Source organism: Sphingomonas paeninsulae (assembly GCF_003660165.1).
Lineage (GTDB): Bacteria > Pseudomonadota > Alphaproteobacteria > Sphingomonadales > Sphingomonadaceae > Sphingomonas_O > Sphingomonas_O paeninsulae.
Genome location: NZ_CP032829.1, coordinates 2821967 through 2844738, shown reverse-complemented (window position 1 = coordinate 2844738; position 22772 = coordinate 2821967). Strand labels below are relative to the sequence as shown.

At 56.8% G+C, this 22772-nt stretch carries 16 protein-coding genes and 3 pseudogenes; 13 read left to right on the top strand and 6 right to left on the bottom strand.

Annotated features, from left to right (window positions below):
- The first annotated feature begins 33 nt into the window (after positions 1 to 33).
- The 9 genes and pseudogenes from D3Y57_RS19535 (at position 34) to D3Y57_RS19500 (ending at position 9546) form a co-directional block, all read left to right on the top strand.
- Positions 34 to 1137, top strand: coding sequence for an ABC transporter substrate-binding protein (locus D3Y57_RS19535; protein WP_121155373.1), 1104 nt, complete (start codon positions 34 to 36; stop codon positions 1135 to 1137).
- Between the two features lie 13 nt (positions 1138 to 1150).
- Positions 1151 to 1897 (top strand): class II aldolase/adducin family protein, encoded by a 747-nt coding sequence (locus D3Y57_RS19530; protein WP_121155371.1) that lies wholly within the window; start codon positions 1151 to 1153, stop codon positions 1895 to 1897.
- A gap of 34 nt (positions 1898 to 1931) precedes the next feature.
- Positions 1932 to 3293: an LLM class flavin-dependent oxidoreductase gene (locus D3Y57_RS19525; RefSeq protein ID WP_205590088.1), complete on the top strand. Its 1362-nt coding sequence runs from the start codon at positions 1932 to 1934 to the stop codon at positions 3291 to 3293.
- A gap of 17 nt (positions 3294 to 3310) precedes the next feature.
- The gene (locus D3Y57_RS19520) at positions 3311 to 4369 is read left to right on the top strand and encodes an ABC transporter substrate-binding protein (RefSeq protein ID WP_121155367.1); all 1059 of its coding nucleotides are present in this window, start codon (positions 3311 to 3313) and stop codon (positions 4367 to 4369) included.
- 25 nt (positions 4370 to 4394) lie between these two features.
- Positions 4395 to 4634, top strand: coding sequence for a hypothetical protein (locus tag D3Y57_RS20470; RefSeq protein WP_205590087.1), 240 nt, complete (start codon positions 4395 to 4397; stop codon positions 4632 to 4634).
- A gap of 29 nt (positions 4635 to 4663) precedes the next feature.
- Positions 4664 to 6190, top strand: coding sequence for an ABC transporter ATP-binding protein (locus D3Y57_RS19515; RefSeq protein WP_347400406.1), 1527 nt, complete (start codon positions 4664 to 4666; stop codon positions 6188 to 6190).
- A 1-nt stretch (position 6191) separates the two neighbouring features.
- A complete protein-coding gene (locus D3Y57_RS19510; protein ID WP_121155365.1) occupies positions 6192 to 8027 on the top strand; it encodes an ABC transporter ATP-binding protein in 1836 nt (611 codons plus the stop codon).
- A gap of 6 nt (positions 8028 to 8033) precedes the next feature.
- A pseudogene (locus D3Y57_RS21045) lies at positions 8034 to 8209 on the top strand (transposase); the annotation flags it as partial.
- 443 nt (positions 8210 to 8652) lie between these two features.
- The gene (locus tag D3Y57_RS19500) at positions 8653 to 9546 is read left to right on the top strand and encodes an endonuclease/exonuclease/phosphatase family protein (protein ID WP_239025937.1); all 894 of its coding nucleotides are present in this window, start codon (positions 8653 to 8655) and stop codon (positions 9544 to 9546) included.
- A gap of 273 nt (positions 9547 to 9819) precedes the next feature.
- Here D3Y57_RS19500 and soxR read toward each other — a convergent pair whose 3' ends face one another.
- Positions 9820 to 10284 (bottom strand): redox-sensitive transcriptional activator SoxR, encoded by a 465-nt coding sequence (soxR, locus tag D3Y57_RS19490; RefSeq protein ID WP_121155360.1) that lies wholly within the window; start codon positions 10282 to 10284, stop codon positions 9820 to 9822.
- Positions 10285 to 10396: 112 nt separating this feature from the next.
- On the opposite strand from soxR, the gene D3Y57_RS19485 reads away from it, so the two are divergent.
- Complete coding sequence (locus D3Y57_RS19485) at positions 10397 to 11875, top strand: MFS transporter (protein ID WP_121155358.1); 1479 nt, start codon at positions 10397 to 10399, stop codon at positions 11873 to 11875.
- Between the two features lie 797 nt (positions 11876 to 12672).
- On the opposite strand, the gene D3Y57_RS19480 is transcribed toward D3Y57_RS19485, so the two are convergent.
- Positions 12673 to 13596: a LysR family transcriptional regulator gene (locus tag D3Y57_RS19480; protein ID WP_121156232.1), complete on the bottom strand. Its 924-nt coding sequence runs from the start codon at positions 13594 to 13596 to the stop codon at positions 12673 to 12675.
- 113 nt (positions 13597 to 13709) lie between these two features.
- Between D3Y57_RS19480 and ilvD the strand changes: the two are divergent.
- Positions 13710 to 15562: pseudogene (gene ilvD, locus D3Y57_RS19475) on the top strand (dihydroxy-acid dehydratase).
- A gap of 85 nt (positions 15563 to 15647) precedes the next feature.
- On the opposite strand, the gene D3Y57_RS19470 reads toward ilvD, so the two are convergent.
- Positions 15648 to 17801 (bottom strand): TonB-dependent receptor, encoded by a 2154-nt coding sequence (locus D3Y57_RS19470; RefSeq protein ID WP_162987224.1) that lies wholly within the window; start codon positions 17799 to 17801, stop codon positions 15648 to 15650.
- Between the two features lie 560 nt (positions 17802 to 18361).
- On the opposite strand from D3Y57_RS19470, the gene D3Y57_RS19460 reads away from it, so the two are divergent.
- Complete coding sequence (locus D3Y57_RS19460; protein WP_121155352.1) at positions 18362 to 18790, top strand: hypothetical protein; 429 nt, start codon at positions 18362 to 18364, stop codon at positions 18788 to 18790.
- Between the two features lie 328 nt (positions 18791 to 19118).
- On the opposite strand, the pseudogene D3Y57_RS21695 reads toward D3Y57_RS19460, so the two are convergent.
- Positions 19119 to 19328: pseudogene (locus tag D3Y57_RS21695) on the bottom strand (integrase core domain-containing protein); the annotation flags it as partial.
- A 255-nt stretch (positions 19329 to 19583) separates the two neighbouring features.
- On the opposite strand from D3Y57_RS21695, the gene D3Y57_RS19450 reads away from it, so the two are divergent.
- Positions 19584 to 20381 carry a DUF2189 domain-containing protein gene (locus tag D3Y57_RS19450; protein WP_121155348.1) on the top strand — a complete coding sequence of 266 codons (798 nt, stop codon included), beginning with the start codon at positions 19584 to 19586 and terminating at the stop codon, positions 20379 to 20381.
- Positions 20382 to 20432: 51 nt separating this feature from the next.
- Here the strand turns inward: D3Y57_RS19450 and D3Y57_RS19445 are convergent, their stop codons facing one another.
- Both D3Y57_RS19445 and D3Y57_RS19440 read right to left on the bottom strand, forming a co-directional pair.
- Positions 20433 to 21875 (bottom strand): efflux transporter outer membrane subunit, encoded by a 1443-nt coding sequence (locus tag D3Y57_RS19445; protein ID WP_239025936.1) that lies wholly within the window; start codon positions 21873 to 21875, stop codon positions 20433 to 20435.
- Positions 21872 to 22771 carry an efflux RND transporter periplasmic adaptor subunit gene (locus D3Y57_RS19440; protein WP_121155344.1) on the bottom strand — a complete coding sequence of 300 codons (900 nt, stop codon included), beginning with the start codon at positions 22769 to 22771 and terminating at the stop codon, positions 21872 to 21874. The genes D3Y57_RS19445 and D3Y57_RS19440 overlap by 4 nt, the downstream gene beginning before the upstream one ends.
- Position 22772 lies beyond the last annotated feature (1 nt).

Sequence of the window (22772 nt, the reverse complement as noted above, 5' to 3'; positions counted from 1 at the left end):
TCCGGCAAGCACAAACCGCGATGGAGAATTAGAATGGCAACGACGCTCGAACGCTCCGCCTCGGCGGACACGTTGCCAAACGAACTTTGGTTCACCCGTTGCCCTGTCCCGACCGCGACGGGCATCGCCTATAAACTAGGATGGCTAACAGAGGAGTTCGCGGGCGATGGCATTACGGTGCGAACGCTCCAGGAATCCGGCTCGGAACTAGGTCGTCACCATTACGATCACCGCCTCCCCACTCTGATCCGTGAGGGCGGCAATATGCTCTCAATCGCGGCCCGCGCGCAGGGCGAACCTACCAAACTTGTCGGCCTTACCTGGATCGAGGAAAGCCAGTTGATCCTAACGCGCCCCGACACAGGCATTCGCAACGCTGCCGACCTCAATGGACGCCGCCTTGCCCTGCCGGGATGGAGCCAGAACGATATCCCAAGCCATGTGCGCGGCACGAGTATCGCACGTGGCATGTCTCTGCATGGCTATAAAGGTGTGCTTGCCTCTGCGGGGCTTACTTTTGACGATGTGGAGTTGGTGGAAACAGAAGACCGTCTCCGCAACATTGGCGGCAGCGGGCGCGATCTCGGCCCGCGCCGGAGTGGACTTGGCCGATTATGGCCGATCGAAGCTCTGGTCGCTGGCGATGTTGATGCGATCTACGTCAAGGGGGCATCCGCTATCGACGGCGCGCGCGCGGCAGGCCTTGTCATTGCGGTCAACCTCGACGCGATTCCAGACCGCCGTTTTCGCGTGAACAATGGGACGCCACGTCCAATCACCGTGCATCAGAGCCTGCTGGATAATAATTTCGATCTGGTGGTTCGCTTCCTCGCCACCACATTGCGTGCTGCCGATTGGGTCGCGGAGCACCCCGGTAAGTTGCGCGAGATCCTCGAGTTCGAGACTGATGGCAGTGCCGAAGCGGTCGATAAGGCCTATGGCCGACTGCACGAGGGGCTTCATCCGACGCTCGATACAGAGCGGCTGGCGCTGCTCGACCAACAGAAGAAGTTCCTTTTCACCTACGGCTTTCTCGACGCGAATTTCGCGCTCGCCGACTGGGTCGATGCCCGTCCTCTGGAAGCCGCGCTCGCTCTCAATTCAGGGCGCAACACCCAGCCTCACGCCCTCGCATAAAGGAAGCATCGCTATGTCCACCCAGTCCGGTCTTTCACCCGAAACCATCGCTTTCGTCGTCAGCATCGAAAAAGAGGCAAGCCGCGCCTTTCGCGTGTTGCGCGAGACACGTACCATCTCACCAAGTGGAACACTTTTCTTTGGAGTTCGCATTCCCGGCGAGGACAAGATCGTCACCTTGAATTATCAGGGTCTTTGGCAAGAAGATCCCGACCGCCCGAAGACGGGCGTCGTTGACTTTGACGGCAACAGCTATTGGAGTGAGCCTCCCGGCGGTACGGCACGCTATCTAAAACTATTTCGTACCCACCCCGATGTTCAGGCGATTAGCCACGTTCACACCCCACACCTTGGCGCCTATTCTCAAGCACACCAGACCCTCCCTCTTCTCTATGTGCCGAACCGTCGCTTCCGCTTCACGGCGGAACTGCCCGTTTACATCAATCGTCGTCAGGCAGAGGTCGATTTCATCCTAGAGGCGATCGAGAAAGACCGGCAGGTTCCCGCCATCGTAGAAGCCAATGGCGGCGCGACAGTTTGGAGCTGGAAGGGTCTGCGAGACCTGACAGACAACATCGTGTTGCTTGAGGAAGGCGCTCAGTTCCAGATTCTCGGGGCAGCCCTTGGTGGATCAAAGCCATTCGGTCCCGGTGTGCTGGAACAGCAGTGGAAGATGGGGAAACTCGTACCCAAGGATGCCAGCGTCGCTGACGACGGCACCATCCACTATGCCGAACCAACGGCTCAGGCAGCCGAATAATGCTCCGGCTTTTCACTCTTCAAAGGACTGCACCGTGACCAATAAAAAGCGGCAACTCGCGCTCGGCGTATTCCTGACGCGGCACGGGCATCATCCGGGAGCCTGGCGCCAGCCCGGTTCAGCAAAGAGCGGGCGGCCCGATTTCAATTATTGGGCCGATCTCGTGCGGACCGCCGAACGTGGAAAGCTGGACACAGCCTTCTTTGCGGATTTCGCCGGGCAAAGTGGTGATAGCACCAAGGGTATCGAACGTCGCCACGCGTTTCTCGATTTCGAACCTCTGACACTCACCGCCGCGCTCGCCAGCATCACCAGTCGAATCGGGCTCGTGGCAACGGTGAACACGAATTACGAGCAGCCTTTTGCGCTTGCCCGTCGGTTCGCCTCGCTTGACCACATTAGCGATGGCCGGATCGGGTGGAACATCGTCTCGTCGCTGACTGACGGCGCTGCCAAAAGCTATGGCACCCAGCCGATGACCCACGCCGAACGCTATGAGCGTGCCTCCGAGTTTGTCGATGTTGCGCGGAAGTTGTGGGACAGTTGGGAAGACGACGCCTTCGAAAATGCCAACCCGGAAAGCGGCATCTACCTCAACCCAAACGACGTTCATCCCGTGCAGCATCACGGCAAGCATTTTCAGATCAGCACAGTGCTCGACACCGCACGACCGGTTCAAGGTCATCCAATATTCGTTCAGGCTGGTAATTCGGAAGCGGGTCGCGAATTCGCCGCAAAATATGCCGAAATGATTTACGCTGCTGCACAGTTCATCGAGGAAGCCCAGATTTTTTACGCCGATGTGAAGGGCCGCATGGCAAATCATGGCCGCGACCCCGACACTCTGAAGGTGATGCCGGGCCTGTCCTTTGCAATCGGTAGCAGCCAGCAAGAAGCACAGGACAAGTTCGGCGCGCTGGAATCGGCAGTCGATTTCTCCGGCGAACTCAATTTAATGGGCCACGACGTCAGTGCCTATCCGCTCGACGGTCCACTTCCCGATCTTCCCGACCCTGAGAATGGCAAAGGCCGCTGGCGACAATTGACGGCGCTCGCACGCCGCGAAAACCTGTCGATCCGGCAATTATTCTTACGCTTCAATGCAGTGCGCGGCCACCGCGTTGCGATCGGTACACCAATCCAAATCGCCGACCAGATTCAGGATTGGTTCGAACGCGATGCGGCAGACGGTTTCAACCTGATCCCACCGCTTTTGCCGAGTTCGCTCACTGAATTCGTCGATCAGGTCGTGCCAGAGCTGCAACGACGTGGCCTGTTCCGAACCGAATACGAAGGCACGACACTGCGTGAACATCTGCACTTGCCGCGTCCGCAGATTGCCCGTGAAGCTGTGCCGAAAGCCCAGCCTGCGCCCATTCTCGCCCCCGTCTCCTGACGAAGGAAATCAGCATCATGGCTAACTCGCTCGACACTCTATGGTACACTCGTTGTCCCGTTCCCACCGGACTTGGCATCGCCATTCAACAGGGATGGCTGGAAGACGCTTTCCGCGCACAGGGCACCAGGGTTTCATCCCTGCTTGAATCAAATGACTTCGCAACGCGTGAATCGCATTTCAGCCATACACTTCAAAACTCCGTGCGCCACGGCGGCAATATTCCCGCAATCAGCGCAAAGGCAATCGGACGCGATACGCGCGTAATCGGCCTTTCATGGGCCGATGAAACACAGTTGATTCTCGCAAACCCGGACTCCGGCATCAAATCGGTGCATGACCTGAAGGGGCGGCGCTTTGGTCTGCCTAACTGGAAGAATGTCGAGATCGATTTCACGCGTGCGCAGGCGATACGTGGACTTGAAAATGCCCTGAGCCTTGAAGGTCTGACCGTCGCCGATGTCGAACTGATCGATCAGGACATCGAAAGCCATTATAGCGATCAGGCAACCAAGAACGAAAACGGCGTTTCCGCGTATCGCGGGCGCAGCCCAAGTCGCGCGCGCGCCAGCAACCTTGAAGTAGTTGCGCTGCTGCGCGGCGAGGTTGATGCGATTTTCCTGAAGGGCGCACACGGCGCTCAGGTCGCTGATCAGTTCGGCCTGACCACAGTGATCGACACCGGCGCGCATCCCGAGCCACTAATCCGTGCCAATAACGGCACACCACGCACATTGGCGGTAGATGCACATCTGCTCGATAATCATTTCGACGCAGCGGTCACGATAGTCGAACAGGTGTTGCGCGCGGAGGCTTGGGCACAGGATAATGCATCGGAAGTCCGCCGCTATCTTGCACGCGAAACCAACGCGAGCGAGTATTGGGTGTCGGTCGCTTATGGCAACGACGCGCAGACGAAACTGAAAACCGATCTGGCAGAGCAATCGATCGCCGCCCTCCAGAATTTCACGGATTTCCTCGCACGGTGGAAGTTCATTCCGCGCAGCTTCGACGTCAACGAATGGATCGACTCGCGCCCGTTGGAAGCCGCCCAGTCCGCTCGTATAGCGGTTTGACGGGTCAGCGTTCGGGACGATGTTAATGGCAAGCTCCAAGCCAGCCGCCGCCCCGGCTGGCTCGCCGCTCATCCGTTGTCTGGCAATTTATCGTCAAATGCCGGTTCACTTCACGCTCACGGCGCTGATGTTACTGTTAGTCAATATTGCACTGGTGGTTCAGCAGGGGCTGGTCGGGCGCGCCGTCCATGAAGCGAGCGTGGGGGGCTTGTCGTCCAAAACTCTGCGGGCAATCTCGATTACAGCCGCGCCTGGTTCTGGGTAGCAATATTACTGGGTCTTTCCGCTGTTCGCGTGATTGTGCAATATGGTGCAGGATTGCTCTCGCTCGTCATAGGACAGAGGCTGTTGACGGTGCTGCGCGAGCGCATCCTGATTCAGGTTCAGCGGCTCGACCTGACATATCACTGGCAGCACGGTGTCGGCGAAATGGTGACGCGTATGACCCGCGATGCCGACAAGGTCCGCGACGCGCTGATCAACTTTTGGCGCCAGATGTTCGAAACCGGCCTGATCGTCTTGCTCTCGGCCGGACTACTTGTCTGGTATTCACCGTGGCTGGGGATCGTCCCGCTGGCTCTGATGATCGTCGGCATTGCACTGCTCGCAGCACAGGCGGACGCACTGGTCCTACTCGACCGCAAAATCGGCGCTGCTTATGACGCAGTGACGCAGGATCTCTCGGAAGGTGTAAACGGCGTTCGGGTCATAAAGGCTTTCGGGCTCCATCACGCGCGGATCGCACGGTTCAACGATCACATCGCAACTTTTCGCTACGAAGCGCGGGCAGCTATTCTGCACGCGGCGCGGCGCATGCCATTGCCGCAGTCCGTGATTGCGCTCAGCCATGCTTGGGTGCTGGGATATGGTGCGTGGCTGGTGAGCCAGGGACGCCTCGACCTTGGCGCGTTGGTCGCATCGCTGCTGGTGGTCAACACCCTTGTTCTACGGATCGAGGGCATTGGTTTGCTGCTCCAGATCATTGCCGATGCACGCGCCTCCGCCGGGCGTATCTGGGAAGTGCTCGACGAGTTGCCCGGCATCGTTTCCGGCACGGAGCGCGTTCCCGTCGGACCAATCGGATGCCGACTGGAAGCCGTTTCATTCGCGCCACTGGGCGACGATGCGGCAGTATTGCGCGACCTATCCTTCACGATCCAGCCTGGCGAGATCGTTGCGCTGGTCGGCCCAACCGGGTCAGGCAAAAGTATTCTCACGGGCCTCCTGCCGCGATTGCTCGAAGCGGACAGCGGCGCGGTGCGGATCGGGTCGGACGAAACAGGATGGCGCGACGTTCGCGATCTCGACCTCAATGAACTGCGACGTCGCGTCCATGTGTTGCCGCAGGAGAGTTTCCTGTTCTCCGACACCCTAGCGGCCAATCTCCGCCTCACTTCACCCGAAGCCGGTGATGCTCGACTTCACGAGGCTCTCGATCTGGCAGCGGCGGGCGAGGTGCTTGAGCGGTTATCCGACGGCCTCGATACGCGCGTCGGTGATCGCGGTATCACCTTGTCTGGCGGCCAGCGCCAACGTATTTGCCTAGCCCGCGCCCTATTGGCCGACGCTGACATCCTCGTTCTGGACGATGCGACCAGCGCTCTCGACGCCGCGACCGAACGGCGCGCGATCGACAATATTCGGGCGCTCCGCCGAAATGCAGCGAGGCCGCTGACAATGCTGATGGTGTCCAGCCGGCTATCCACGATTTTGTCTGCCGATCGTGTATTGGTACTGCAGGATGGTCATATCGCCGCACAAGGCACGCATGACGAACTGGTCGCAACCTCGCCCTCCTATTGCGCATTGATGGGCCTTTAAGATGAACGCACTCGCGGGCGACCGGCCCCTTTCCGATATCGAGCTGGAAGAGCAACTGGCACAAAAGGCGCTCGACCGTGGCATAGCACATCGATTGTGGCCGCTGCTTCGACCGGTACGCGCGCGGATCGCTGTGGTTACGGTAATCGAAATAGTGCAGGTGTTCGTCATCTTTGCACGGCCACTATTGATCGGAATAGTGATCGACCGTGGCCTCGGGGCAGCCGGCCAGAAGATGAACAGCACGTTGATCGGCTGGGCCTGTATCGGCCTCGCCGTTACATGGGCCGCGCGGTTCATACTTGGCGGTTTTTCCCAATATTTTGCGGGCACTGCCGCAATCACGGTGTTGAACGAAATCCGATCGCGGGTGTTTGCCCATGTCCAGATGCTGAGCGTTGGATATTTCGATCGAACAAAGGCGGGCCGGATCATTTCTCGCGCCGACCGTGACGTCGACATGCTCGAACCCTTGTTGATCCAGGGACCGCCGCAGTTGCTGTCGGCGGTACTGCGTTTGTTGATCTCGGCGGTGCTGCTATGGGCAATCGCACCGATGCTTCTGCTTGCACTCGCTGGCGTAGTTCCTGTGCTGATCCTCGCCACTATCGCGTTCAAGCGCGTCTCGCAGCAAAGTTGGGGTCGCGTGGCCGAGAACCGCAGCCGTTTCACTGCGCATTTGGTGGAAACGGTTGCCGGTGTACGGCTGATCAAGCAGGCTGGGCGTGAGCAGCAGAATCTCGATCGTTATTTGCGGCTGTTGCACGATTTCAACACATCATTGATCCGCGGCAGCGTTCGCTCGGGATGGTTTGCACCGTTTACCGGTCTCCTGACGACGGCTGGTCTGACACTGATTCTTGTTATCGGCGGACGCGGAATCGCTCTGCATACGCTCACGCTGGGCGAATTGGCGCAAAGCCTTTTCTACGTGTTCCTGTTCCTGGCGCCACTTCAGGAATTCAGCGACCTGTTCGAACGATTTGCTAATGGTTCAGCCTGTGCTCAACGCATCTTTCTGTTGCTCGACACCGAGCCGGAAATTGTAGACGCTCCCAACGCGATCGACCTTTCCCGACTACAAGGCAGGATCGAATTTCAAGACGTGAGTTTCGGCTATCACCCCCAAAAGGGCGTCATCCATAATCTTACCCTGGACATCGCAGCAGGCGAAGTTCTTGCGATCGTGGGGCCGACTGGCCATGGAAAAAGTACCCTCGTTCAGCTCCTTACACGCTTTTACGACGTCACCTCGGGCGCGGTTTTCCTCGATGGTCATGATATTCGATCGGTTTCCGAGGCGAGCCTGCGGCGCAATGTGGGAGTAGTTTTACAGGATAACGTCCTGTTCGGCGGCACCGTGTTGGATAATCTGCGTCTGGCAAAACCCAAAGCGACCGATGACGAATTGATCAACGCCGCGCGTGAGCTTGGCGCTGACGCAGTTCTAGAGACGCTGCCGCATGGTTATGGGACTTCGGTCGGCCCGTTGGGCAGCCAGCTCAGCCAGGGTCAGCGCCAGCTTGTCTGCCTTGTACGCGCATATCTCGCTGATTCGGCGGTTCTGGTACTCGACGAAGCGACCTCTGCTGTGGATGTCAGCACCGAACGCCGCATTCAGGGAGCATTGCGACGATTATGCGAGGGGCGCACTGCGGTCATAATTGCGCACAGACTAGCAACGATCCGCGACGCCGATCGAATTGCGGTCATCTGTGATGGGCGTATCGTGGAGTTAGGTTCGCATCCTGAATTGGTCGGGCAAGATGGTGTGTATGCGAGCCTTTATCGGGCTTATGACCGAGGACAACCAGATCGTGCAATGGCATCGATATGATACCCCCAGACGATGGTGTCGGTAGCGCTCGCATTCCGTGAAGTGCCGGTGATGATAAGTTTGAGGCTAATCTTGCCAGAAAGCTGGACCAGTGATCCGGAGCGCATGGCACGGACGAAGGAGCCTGCGGATCAATAGGCGCCCTGACCAAGCCGAAAATCGCGATTGAGGAGATCAACAGACCTCGACCATTTCGGAGCAGGTCGTGGACAGGGTTGCTGACATGCATTGATGACAGTGATCGCATACGCCTTCCTACAATCCCGCTGCCTCAGCACAGCGGGGCAGCAAAATTCCCGGCTGCCGTCGCAGCGATCGCGCTATTTCCACCTACAACTTTAGAATCATGCAATCTCTGGCACTCACGATATGGTCAGACTTACGGGCAAACAAAAGTCATAACTTGTTCGATGCGATGAGATTATGGAACGGCATGCGACACACAGCACCGAAAACAACCGCATGGTCGACCATAGTGCCAGGTTCACGACGATGCTTGATCACGATGCTTGCCCTGCTCGTGTCCGCTTGCGGGGCCCCTCCTCCCTTGCGGTCAATCGACTGCAGAGCAGCGCCCCATTCGCCGGTGCGGGTTTCCCATGATGGTACGACATCAAGCATCACGTTGTCGGTTTTGACATATAATATCGAAGGATTGGGCTGGCCAGCACGCGGGGGGCGGGCGGCTCAATTGCGTCAGATCGGCGAAAAGTTACGGATACTGCGCAAAACCGGCAACGGACCCGACATTGTTATGTTTCAGGAGATGTTCAGTGGCCCGGCAAAGAAGGCGGTTAGCGCAACGGGCTATCCTGCGATAGCGACCGGCCCCCGAAGAACGTCTCGCCCCGATGGCTCAACTGGCGAAGCGTTGCCAGGCCGGGCGAAGATAAAGCGTGGTGAGCTGGGTATTCATCTAACCGGCGGCGGGTTGGCAATTGCCTCGCGTTACCCGATTATCCAAACGGAAATGCGCGCTTATGGCCGCAAGTCGTGCGCTGGACTGGATTGTCTGAGCAACAAAGGGATTGTGCTCGCGCGTATCCTTATTCCTGGGCTGCCCACGCCAATCGACGTGTACAACACGCACCTGAATTCGCGGGGTGCATCCCGTGCGCCCGCGATCCGTCATCTTGCAGCCCATGATCGGCAATCGCTGGAAGCGTGGGAATTCATCGAGCGGACCCATAACGATGCCAATCCCATAGTTTTCGGCGGTGACTTCAACATGCGGAAATCGGAGGAGCGGTGGGAGAGTTTCTCACGCTATCAATCGCTCACTCTTGTGCATAAAGTCTGCACCCATAATCCGAGTTGCGATGTTCGCATGTCGTGGGACGGTGACGAGCCATGGATGGACACGCAGGATCTGCAGTTTTTCTCGAACGGCGCGTCGATATCGGTCCGACCGGTGAAGATCGAGGCCATGTTCGATGGCCAGCCGGGTCAACCAGCGTTATCCGATCATGATGGCTTAATGGTTACTTACGAGTTGAAATGGCCGAAGACCGTGTTCTAGACAGGGTGCCAATCTATTCGACTTTGGAATGGCTACAAGGAACCCAATCACGAACTTCATGCAGTGGCTGAATTCACTCGACGAACTGTTCTACGAAATCGTGTTTGTGCGTGCATCCTGCGGATAGGTTCACGAAATCGCCGACATTGCGATCGCTGTGCAACTCTCGAGTTGGAGATGATAGGTCCGGCGATCGGTCGCAATAACGAGATTAGGCTTGTCGCTGACGCACTCGGTTGCGGCAAACAAGCGATACATCGCGTCCTTCAACACTTAACTTTTCGGATTCGTATCTCTTTCGAGCAAGACGGCACCGTCACCGAGCTGGCTCAAACGATCGCTCGGGTTTCTGAGAGGGCAATCTTCCATGGAAAGACACCCACAGCCAATACATCCCTCAAGCTGGTCACGGAGTTGCACAAGACTGTGTATCCGGTCGGTTAACATGTCTCTCCACCTCGTCGAGAGGTTTCTCCAATTCCTCGCCGTGGGAGCTCGACCCGAAGGAAGCTCCATCAAGGCGGCCTTTATGATAGCCAGCGAAACGCCTGCGCGCTGAGCGACCTTGATGATGGCAACCCTGCGCAGAACATCGCGGGAATAGCGACGCTGGTTTCCTTCACTGCGCCAACCTTCGATTAGCCCTTTTGCGTCGTAAAAATGAATAGTCGAAATCGCGACGCCACTGCGGCGGGCAATCTCTCCGACCGAAAGAGCAACTCGGACATCAATCGGCATATTCACAAAAGCTCTTGACCTCAACTATGGTTTAGGTTCTATGAAGCATGTCGGCTTGTTTTTGCAAGCTCCCATTCGCGGTTGTGGATGAGATCCCCAAAATGGAGTTGACATGCATACTCGTGACGTCCCGCCTGATCGACACTTACAATTCATTCCATCGTCGGGCGCATCCGTAAACGAGGACATCCATCACACCTCAAAGACTGGCTGGGCTGCCCTGTTGTCCGGCGCGAATGGCGTGCGTTCGCTGGCGCTCGCAGGCGGTGTCGCACTCCATGCGATCAACGTCTATATTGCAACCACCATTCTGCCTTCGGTTGTTCGGGATATCGGCGGCCTCGATCTCTATGCCTGGAACACAACGGTTTTCGTCATTGCCTCCATCCTGGGTTCTGCGCTCTCTGCTAAGCTGCTTCAGCAGACGGGGCCAAGGGGTGCCTATGCGATAGCGGCAACGATGTTCGCTTTTGGCGCCCTGATCTGTGCGGTCTCGCCTTCGATGCCAATCATGTTGATCGGTCGCCTCGTTCAAGGCTTCGGAGGCGGTTTTCTCATTGCTCTCGCCTATGCGATGATCCGACTGGTGTTCGACGAAGCACTGTGGCCCCGTGCAATGGCTCTTGTTTCGGGCATGTGGGGCGTAGGAACCTTGGTTGGCCCCGCCGTCGGCGGTATATTCGCTGAACTTGGCATCTGGCGGGCCGCCTTTTGGTCGCTCGCTCCTGTCGCAATTCTGTTTGGGCTGTTGGCAGCAACTGTGCTCCCAAAGCGTGATGTTCGGGCGACTCAGCGATCATCGGTTCCCTTCGCGCAGCTTGCCTTGCTGATGGCCTCAATTCTGGCGATCTCGGCAGGCAGCACATCTTCTGACTTAACCCGAAATATTATAGGCATCGTTGCAGCAGTCGTGCTGACGGTTCTATTGATCAACGTGGAAGGTCGCGCTCGGCAGAAATTACTACCTCTTGGTTCATTCCACCCAACAACCGCGATCGCCGCTCTCTACGCGACAATGTCGCTGCTCGCTATTACGGTCACAAGCAGCGAGATTTTCGTTCCACTCTTCCTGCAAGTTTTGCATCATCAATCTCCGCTCTGGGCCGGCTTTCTGGCAGCGCTTATGGCTGCAGGCTGGACGCTCGGTTCGATCACCAGTGCGGGTGCAAGCGGGCGCAGCGTCAGTCGCATGATTACGATTGGCCCGCTCCTAGGACTTGTTGGCATGGCAGCGCTGACAGTTCTTTTGCCAAAGGCGAGCGGCGGCACTTGGCTGGCATTAACTCCGATCTGCCTCGCGCTGTTCGGCATTGGGCTGGGCGTCGGTTTGGCATGGCCGCATCTTCTTACCCGGGTGCTCAAGGTCACAATTCCAAGCGAGCAGGAATTGGCCGCTGCCTCAATAACAACCATCCAGTTATTCGCTACGGCAATGGGAGCTGCCGTCGCCGGATTAGTTGTTAATGCCGGGGGCTTGATCGATCCGGGCGGGACAGAGGGAACCACAAGTGCAGCGAGCTGGCTGTTCGGCACATTCACACTTGCGCCACTATTATGCCTTGTGAGCGCAAGACGTGTCGCCAAGGCCTGAAGCAAATTCTGGGGCCAGTCCTACCGCGGATATTTCTTTATGTGATCGTATTATTCATCACTTAATTACATCATTTTTGAGATCGAAGACAAATCTGACATTTGAAGACATCGGTCGAGTGATGCGCAGCATTGACGATTAACTGGCGTAGAAAAATTCTCTCCTTTACCCAAATTCTGATTAAACAGGCCGCTTCTGACATCATTAAAGACGTGAAGTGACAAAAACCAAGCCGATCGAAGTTTCGCTAGATAACTAACAACCAACTCCACCTGTCCTATCTGTTCTCCATTCGTTCGTGCTGAAACTACGCAAAATGCACTTCTCACTAGAATCAAATCGTTTGATTACTGGGGACGATCGTAACGATTATGATCTCGGTCGTGATTATGTCTATCGCTCGAATGTCCGGGGCGTCCGTCATGGCAGGCGGAAACGCTAATTCCACTAATCACCACGATCGCCGCTACCACTGTCAGTCGTTTGAAGCGCATGATTTGTCTCCTCGTTGATATCCAACAACGGTCTGGCCCCCGGAAACGTTCCAATATGGGATGCTGGCCAACTTGAGAGATGAGGCGCTGTTTCTATTGGTAACGTCACAAATTCCACCGGCTGGTTTCGCATCGCGTTATACGGGAATGATATCGGGACGATGCGCGCACTAAACCTTCCCGCAGAATTTCCATTGAACGCCGCGTGAGCTACTTTAGATACCCGTTTGTCGCACACGCGGCTGAAATGTCAGTCCGGCAGTTTATTGCTGAGCGATTTTGCAGCATTGCGCTTAAACGTGCTCAGATACGGAGGCCATGAAACTCTTTGTCGAGCTTTAAAGAAATTTCTATCAAGGTGGCCAAAGTTGGCACCTCGTCCGTCTTCCGCCATGCAAGCCCAGTTTCGAGTTCCGGAGATTCGTCGGCAACAAAAATATAGCGCACTCCGGTACGAGCAAGATGCTGCAACGACGCAGGAACTAACGCCATACCCAGACCGGCTGAAACCAGACTGATGATGGTTTGCATCTGAATAGCTTCCTGGCGGATAAGCGGCTGACAGCCCCTGGCTCGATAAAAACCGATCACAAGGTCATGAAAATCGGGCGATACGCGCTTGGGAAAAATGATGAGCGGCTGTGCCATCCAATCATCGCCCCGGAGCATTCCATCGACCAGTGGCAGGCGTCCGTCATCGATCCATGACTCTGGCACGGCGGCCACGAGTGGTTCCTTAACCAGCGGATGGTATTCCAGCGCTGACGGCAAAGCGGATCGTGCAGAGATCAAAATGCCTGCGTTGATCCGTCCGTCTAGCAATGCTTCGACCTGAACGTCACTTGTTGCTTCGATCAGTTCGAGTTCGACGTCAGGGAAAGACGCGGAATATCTTTGAACCAGATGCGGAAGCACGCTGTAGTCGGCCGTGCTGACGAAGGCCAATGACAGCTTTCCCGCCACACCAGTTCTAAGGCGTTCTGCCACATCAGCGAGTGCCGCAATATTGTGAACGGCGGCCCGGACGTACTCCACCCACTGACGACCAAAAGCCGTCAAAGTGACAACGCGCTTTGACCGAACAAAAAGAGGAGTCCCCAACGCCCGCTCCAGCGCCATGATCGACTGACTGAGCGGTGGCTGGGTCATGCCAAGGCGCTCCGCCGCGCGACCGAAATGGAGCGTGTCGGCAACCGCTAGAAAGTGGCGGAGTTGGCGGAAATCCATCATCTAATAAATACTTTCAACGACCTTATACTGTATAAATAAGATATTTCTCAACCTTTCTATTGGGGCGTAAAACGGTCGCCAATAACGTTTGATGTCGAGGACTGCGAAAAATGCCCCATTATCGTTCACGCACCAGCACCCATGGCCGCAACATGGCCGGCGCGCGCGGCCTATGGCGCGCCACCGGCATGACCGACGCGGATTTCGGCAAACCGATCATCGCCGTCGTCAACAGCTTCACCCAGTTCGTGCCTGGCCATGTCCACCTGAAAGACCTCGGCCAATTAGTCGCGCGCGAGATTGAGACAGCGGGCGGCGTCGCCAAAGAGTTCAACACCATCGCGGTCGATGACGGCATCGCCATGGGCCATGATGGTATGCTCTATTCGCTGCCCAGTCGCGATCTGATCGCCGACAGTGTGGAGTATATGGCCAACGCTCATTGCGCCGATGCGCTCGTCTGTATCTCCAACTGCGACAAGATCACGCCGGGTATGTTGATGGCATCAATGCGCCTCAACATCCCAACTATCTTTGTGTCAGGCGGCCCGATGGAAGCGGGCAAGGCTGATATACGTGGCAAGACGGTTGCGCTCGATCTGGTCGACGCGATGGTCGTCGCGGTGGATGACAGCTATACTGACGAAGAAGTCGCGGTCATCGAGAGGTCGGCCTGTCCAACCTGCGGGTCATGTTCTGGCATGTTTACTGCCAATTCGATGAACTGCCTGATGGAAGCGTTGGGCCTGTCACTCCCCGGCAATGGCTCTGTCCTTGCTACCCATGCCGATCGCGAGAAGCTGTTCCGCGAGGCAGGGCGCATCATCGTCGACATCACAAAGCGCTGGTACGAACAGGACGACGCCTCCGCCTTGCCCCGCAATATCGCCAGCTTCGCCGCTTTCGAAAACGCCATGAGCCTCGACATCGCCATGGGCGGATCGACCAACACGGTACTCCATCTGCTTGCCGCCGCGCATGAGGGCGAAGTACCTTTCACCATGACCGACATCGACCGTCTGTCGCGCCGTGTCCCCTGTCTGTGCAAAGTCGCGCCCGCCAAGCAGGACGTTCATATGGAGGACATCCACCGCGCGGGCGGGATTATGGCGATCCTCGGCCAACTCGATAAGGCCGGCCTCCTCGACACCTCCTTGCCGACCGTCCATTCCCCGACGCTTGGTGATGCACTCGACCACTGGGACATTAGCCGCACCCAGAGCGAGAGTGTGCGTGACTTTTACAAGGCCGCGCCGGGCGGTGTGCGCACCACGGTCGCCTTCAGTCAAAGCAACCGCTGGAAGGAACTCGACCTAGACCGCGAAGGGGGTGTGATCCGGAGCGCTGAAAATCCCTTCTTCAGGGATGGCGGCCTTGCCGTCCTGTTCGGGAACCTCGCGCCGGAAGGCTGCATCGTGAAGACGGCAGGTGTGGATGACTCCATCCTGACCTTCCAGGGCATCGCGCGCGTTTATGAAAGTCAGGACGCCGCCGTTACGGGCATCCTCGGCAACGAGGTCAAGGAAGGCGACGTCGTCGTCATCCGCTACGAGGGACCGAAGGGTGGACCGGGCATGCAGGAAATGCTCTATCCGACGAGCTATCTGAAGTCGAAAGGGCTGGGCAAAGCTTGCGCGCTCATCACCGACGGGCGTTTTTCCGGCGGCACTTCGGGCCTGTCCATCGGCCATATCTCACCGGAAGCTGCCGAGGGGGGATGATCGCAATAGTCAAAACGGGTGATTCTATAGCCATAGACATCCCCAATCGCATCATCAGGCTCGACATCGACGATGCAGAAATCGCGGCACGACATGAGGAAATGGTGGCGCGGGGCAAGAAGGCTTGGAAGCCCTTTAGCCGCAAGCGCAACGTGTCACCAGCACTTCGCGCCTATGCTGCGCTCGCAACCAACGCAGCACGCGGCGCCGTGCGCGATGTGAGTCAAATCGAGAAGGAATGATCGCTTTAGGGTCGCCACCTAATTCTCCGAAGTTACCGTGGTTGACGGCGCAGTTGCCTGCCTTGGCTTATCGCACAGCAACGATTCAATATTTGATCGCTGCAGTAAACAGCGCGGTCCGGCCAGGCGCTGGGATCACGTGGTTTTCTTCTGCACTCGCATAATATGAGTTCTGCCACGCGAGTTTATTAAAGATATTGTTGACGTTGACCCGCAACGTCAGGTGCCCATTGGCACTCCACGCCCCCATCGCATCGACAATCACATAGCTTGGCAGCACAGCTTGTTCTGCAAAATCCGAATAACGTTTACCCAGATAATTTCCTCCGACACCAAGCTCGAAATGCTCTGTGAATTCATATTCGGTCCAAAGGTTGACGGCGTTTCGCGCAGTATTCGCCAGTCTCTTGCCGACGGTCGCTTGGTTGGTGGACGCTAACGTTTTGCCGTCAAGATACGTATAGCCCGCAGTAATCTCCCATTTGTCGGTGAGGTGACCGGTAACCCCGAGTTCGACGCCATCTACCCGTTGATTGCCCGCGAGAACGAGCGCAGTCGGATGGTCGGGATCTGTAACTTGCGCATTGTCGATTTCGGTGCGGAAGAGCGCGGCGGTCGTGGCGATCCTGCCACCGAGCCAATCAGCCTTGGCGCCAAGCTCAAAGCTTTTCGCTTTGACAGGTCCAAGGTTTGCAGTCTTTGCATTGAGCGAAAGCGCTTCGGCTGATGGATCGAACGACGTGCCGTAGGAGAAATAGATGCGCTGATGTGCGCTTGGGTTGAACACGATCGAGGCGCGCGGGCTCCAGACGTTATCGACATGATCGAGTGGAACCAAGGATGCCGCCGAAACGCCAGCAACCAGTGCTTGCGGGCGATAATGTGCAGCGAAGCGATCGAAACGGACCCCTCCGGTCAGATCGAACAATTGTCCAAGGTGAACCGTGTCGATGATATAGGCTGCCTCCGAGAAGGCGGTGGTGACAGCGCGGCTCTTTCCCGGCTCGATCTGGGACATCTCATAGGGATTGGGCGCAAGTAGCGGTGTGGCGGGCGTTTCCCCGGCTGCTCCAAAAGGATTGACGTAACGAATCGTGTTGTCACGTTCCCGCCCAAATTCGGCACCCGCAATGAGTGTGTGCGAGATCGGTCCGGTGACAAAGTTCGCGGTCACGTCGGCCTGGTTGGTCAGATTGGTGCGATGTCCCGAACTCGATGGCGTGTCGCGCCCGACAAGAATCTGATCGAGTGGTGTCGTTGGTCCCGGTGCATTGCCGCCCACATAGCCGAAGTTGGGACCATTGAATCGATCGAAAAAGTGATAATCCGCATACCGCAGCGTGTTGGAAATCGAAATGGCATTGCTGAATTCGTGCCGGTAACGCCCCGTGGCAATATCGACGTTCGACTTAAAGCGATCGGTCGCCAAACCATAGTCGAAATTGCGTGAGACATTGGCGGGGCGACCATTGACGAACGGTATCCCGACGTCGGGAATATCATTCTCTTCCTGATGAAGGTATTCAATAGTCAGCGTATCCGGGCCACCAATGCCGACCGAAATTGAAGGCGCGATACCCCAGCGACGATTACGGACCAGATCACGATCCGCGACCTCGCTGTGTTCGCCCATTGCGTTGATCCGAATAGCCGCGTTGCTGCCGATCGGCTGATCGATATCGGCGGTCGCGCGCACTTCGTTGTTGGTACCGCCCACCAGCGTAGCTGCATACAGCGGGGTCAGTGTCGGGGCCTTCGAAACCTGATTGACCACACCGCCTGTCGATCCACGACCGAACAGCACAGCCGATGGTCCTTTCAAAACTTCGATGCTCTCAAGGTTAAAACTGTCGCGCGAATAAATGGCGGCATCGCGAATGCCGTCGAGAAAGAAATCGTTGAAGGCCGGAAATCCGCGCAAGTTGACAGTGTCGCCTCGCGCTCCACCTTCGCCGGCATTGAAGGTAATGCCCGGCACATTTTTCAGCGCGTCCTGCACCCGGCTTGTTGCCTGCTGCTCAAGCAGCTCATGACTGATGACAGTGATGCTTTGGGGGGCGTGGGCAATTCCTTCGGGGATTTTATCCACCGTCAGTGAGCGCACGCCGGTAACGATAATCGGGCTGGCATTGGCGTCGGTGGTATTTGCGGCGTCTTCAGCTGGCTGCTGCGCGGATGCAATCGACGGCACCAGTGCTCCACCAAGCAAGATGCCAGACATTAGAAACCGAATGCTCATATAATTTCCCTTTTTGCAGCCGCCCATCATAATCATTAGCAACGAGTCACACCGCTAATGCGAGCTAGTCGCAGCATTCGCCGGTTGAAGATAATTAAACTTTGTTCATGCTTGGCGGCGTTAAATTAAATCTGTTGTCGCTAGACATGCTCAGTATTGGCGATGGCGGGATAGAAAACGATAAAGAATCTATCGACTTACGGGCTACAACTCTGGCACACAGCAATCCTCGGACGGCCATACTCGTTGATTGCCTGGCAATGCGGGCATCAAATTATTCCTGGCCAATCAAGATCCTGTGATAGCCGCAGACTCATTCCATCGTCGCGGGTTGTTGAACGACATCGCGAGCCCACAACACGAGAAAGATAATTTGGACAGCCGCAGCGCGACAGCAGCGCATTGGATGCAAACAGACGCGCCGAATAGGCCGCTTCGCCGGCCCCCACTTATATAACGACAACTCCGCGACCTCTCGAAATCTCTTAAAACTGACCCTAAAACTCATAGTCGATCGTACCTATCTTCTTCTTACAGGGGCTCTTGCCCGAGGACGTCCGATGAAGAAGTTGAACAGTATTTTCGCAGCGATTTGCACAGTCGCACTGATGAGCGCAGTACCCGCCGCCGCACAGCGTGGCGGAGGAGGCTCGCATGGCGGTGGTGGGTTTCACGGCAGCGGCGGTAATGGTGGATATCACGGAAGCGCTGGCCGTGGCGCTGGAGCACACGGTGCCTATCGTGGCGGTAACGGCTATCGCGTCGCACAAGGCGGTCATGGATATCGCGGAGGCTACGGCTACCGCGGGAGCTATGGCAGAGGATATTATGGCGGCTACGGCGGTTTCTATGGCTACCCACTCGGGTATGCTTTTGGCGACGACGGCTACTATGGGTATGGGTACGACGACAATTATTATGACTCAATCGACGATTGCGGATTGATCTGGAACCCGAACATTCGCGATTATGTGCAATCGTGCGACTGAGCGATTTAAGGATGAATGCTGATCGGCGCGATTGCGCTAATCATCGTGAAGCTGCGCAGCGCAACGAAGTGCGATGTTGACAAGCTATTACCAATGGTATGAATTCTGGGAAGCATCGCACAAGTGAATAACGTTACAAAAGCCAGGCGTGGTGTACGTTTACGCATTGAAGCCAGCAACTGTCTGACGATTGCCGTACGTGAGGAGACGGCAGACATCGCCGCCCAACTGATCGACGAAGCTGCGCGTCTCATGCGCAGATCAACTGAGCTTGTGCAGCCAGAGACCTTGATCTTCCCGGATTGCACGGACACCTAGAGTTAGCCAGTCACAACTCCTTGGCCTGTTCGATTGTGAAATACCCGAGAGCTGGAGTGCATGCGATGCTGGTTTAGTATCCTTCGATGTGTCCGAACAAGATGACCTCAGCTTGGCTTGGTCAGCAGCATTGATAGACCAGTTGGACTTTCAGCGCGTGGAAGAAGCTTTCTATTGGGGCGTTGTTGCAACAGTTGCCGGTTCGGCTCATCGATGGACGCCCAGGACCGTCTCGGTGAGATTGAGATCAATTTCCCGAAGGGATCCAGAACCTGGGCGCTTTGCGCGGTTTCGTGATGGCCTGATACGACGCATTTCGTGCTGAGGATTGATATGGTGAACTGGCCCCTGCCCCATAGCTGGCGGAGCAGCCGGATTCACTTTGCCCAACGGGCATTTGCGGACTGGTGCGTATTCTCTTCACACTGGTCGCCGAGAGGTATATTATTCAAATGTCATAGTTGGAGGATGCCCGATGCAGGCGACCGTCTCGACCCCACTTTTCTCTGCTCCCCGCACAACGGTTCGCAGGATCAGTCAGGATGACATTCGATGGGCGCTGGCCCAGGGCTGGAACGATTTTCGCCAGAAACGCGGTGACTTGATCTTCCTGGCTTTGCTCTATCCTCTGATGGGGATTTTAGCCGCTGTTCTTGCGTTCAACGATGCGGCCTTACCGCTGTTCTTCCCCCTTGTCGCAGGTCTGTCGATCCTTGGGCCCGCAGTTGCTTCAGGCTTTTACGAACTCGCCCGGCGCCGGGAAGACGGTCTCGACTCCAGCTGGAAGCATTTTTTCGATCCACTAAAGGGGCCGAACCGACACTCACTCCTGTTTTTAACTGCGGGTCTTGGTATTCTGTTCCTGCTTTGGCTGGCTTTTGCATGGGGTATCTACGCGGCGACGCTCGGTCCTGCTTACCCCGTAGGAATCAAGGCGTTCGTTACAAAGCTGTTCACGACGTCCGAGGGCTGGACAATGATTGTCCTGGGCAATCTTACCGGGCTGCTCTTCGCAATAGTGACATTGGTATGCACACTGGTGTCGTTACCAATGGTGATCGACCGTCCGGTTGACGCCGGAACCGCGATAGAGACATCGATTCGCGCCGTTCGTGCCAATCCGTGGGCGACCACCACATGGGGGCTGCGCGTCGCAGGTCTGTTGGTACTTGGCTGTATCCCGGCATTTATTGGACTTGCCATCGTGTTACCGGTTCTAGGTTACGCAACGTGGCATCTTTATACTCGTCTGGTGGAGCGCGCTGCCCGCTAGTCGCCCATGTATTTAGGTGGCGTCAAAATGGAACAGCCTGGTTCCCCTTTGTCATTGTTGCTGCGGAGCAGCGGAGCGGCCGGTATTCGACCACCCGCCACCCAGCGCCAGAAAGATCGCGATCTGATCGCGATTGATGTCGGTCTGCGCCACCGTCACCGCCTGTTCCGCGATGACGAAACTTCTCTGTGCGTCAAGAACGGCCAGTCCTCCAACTTTGCCCCCACGTTGTAGCGCACTCGTTCGCTTCGCCACTTTCGATGCATTTTCACGCGTCGCCTTCAAATCTTCAAGGACTGCGAGATCGGCCGCATAATTGTTCAAGGCGCTTTCGACTTCGCGCAAAGCTGTCAGCACGACACCGTCGAAGGTCGCAAGGTTGGCGCGTGTCTGGGCCTCCGCCTGCGCAATACGTGCCCGGACCGTGCTGCGCTGGAGATTCCAGCTGATCATCGGTCCCAGTCCAAATCTATTGGTCAACGGCGACAGCAGGTCTGCCGCCGCGCCGGTTGAGCCAGCAGAAAAGCCCAGTTTTATATTAGGGTAAAGTGCCGCAGCCGCCACGCCGATCCGCGCCGTTGCGGCGGCCAATCGACGTTCGGCGGCACGAACATCGGGTCGGCGCCTGAGCAGCGCCTGACCATCGCCGACAGGTAATAGGTGGCGGAGTGCAAGCTGTGTTTTGCAACTCAGTAAGTTGTGATCATATTCGGCGGGTGGAAGCCCCATCAACGTTGCGATGCGAAAACCGGCATTCCGCTGGCCCGCTTCCATCCGTGGCAAGTGCGACAGCGTGCTGTTCAGTAATCCCTGTTGTCGATCCTGTTCGAACGCTGGCGCTCGATCGTGAGCGATCGCCAGACGCGTGAAACGGAGGTTTTCTTCCAGCAGGACCACCAATTGACGGAGATCAGCGATCTCATGCCCGGCATTGCAGACATCGGCATAGGCTTGCGCCATTTGAGCGGCGACATTTACTCGAACCAGATCCCGCGCCGCCACGGCGGCTTCATTATCTGCCCTCGAAGCCTCGATACCGCGCCGGATTCGACCGAATAGGTCGAGATCATAGCTGACCGACACCCCACCGTTATAGATCTGATGCTCTGGCGGCGGCACATGTTGCATGACAGCTTCGGCCGATGATTGCGCAAAGCTTGTTTCGAAACTTGCAGTTCCACCAATCTGACGACCCGTTCTTGCTTCGGCAAGCAGTACGTCACTGCGCTGGAGGTTAGCCTCCGCAACGCGCAGGTCGGTATTTGCATGGAGCGCTTGCGTAATGAGTTCGATCAACACGGGATCGTCGAACAGCTTCCACCACTGATCCGGCAGCGCCTCATCGGTGGTGGTAGGTCCGGCCGACACAAACGGCCCGTGCGCACTTGGCGTATTAACAACGGCCTGATCGGGCAAATGATAATCGGGACCGACCGTCGCGCAGGCGGAAAGCACCAGACAACCGAGGCCAGCCAAAAAACTGTGCCGATTCACCAAGGTAAACTCCGGCGCACCGCCACATCACCCTTTCGCGGGTGAACGATCACGGTCGCAGTTTGCCCTGGAATGAGACGCACCCCGGTCGGCACCTTGTCGATCCTGATCCGTACCGGAATACGCTGCGCCAGTCTGACCCAGGTGAAAGATGGATTCACATTGGCAAGCCCTGCATCGCCGCCAGCGCGCTCGCGGTCTTCGACACCCGCTGCGATGCTGTCGACGTGGCCGCGGATTTCGTCGGCGACACCCATCAGATAGACGCTGGCGGGATCACCAACGTGGATGGCGGGAAGTTTCGTTTCTTCAAAATACCCCTCCACGCGCAGCGAACGGTTATAAACAAGTGCAACAACAGGCTTGCCCGCGTTCAGATAGATTCCCGGCTGCAAGGTCATGTTGGAAACGGTACCATCAACCGGCGCGCGGAGGTAAGTCCGTTCCAGATTGAGTTGCGCCAGATTGCGAGCGGCGACCGCCTGAGCAAGTGTGGTCCGTAAACCGTCAACCCGCGCCCGCCCCTGCTCGATAACCTCACCAGCCAAAAGCTCAGGCATCGATCTGTTACGCCGGTCTTCACGAGCAACCTGAGCCAGAGACACGCGTTGTGTGGCCAAATTGGCTTCGGCCTGATCGAGCGCAAGCTGATAACGCGGACGATCGATAACCAGCAGAATCTGTCCCTTGTGGACCGCTTCGTCGTCATGAATGCGGACCTCGGTGATAAGGCCGCTGACGTCGGCAGCGACAGGCACGAGGTCCGCCCGCACTTTGCCGTCCCGTGTCAAAGGTTCAACCTGATAACGTATCCACAATGCGTAAATGGCCCCTAACACGACGCAGATTACAAGCGTGGTCACGACGGTACGAAGAAGAGAATTACGGTTGAGCATT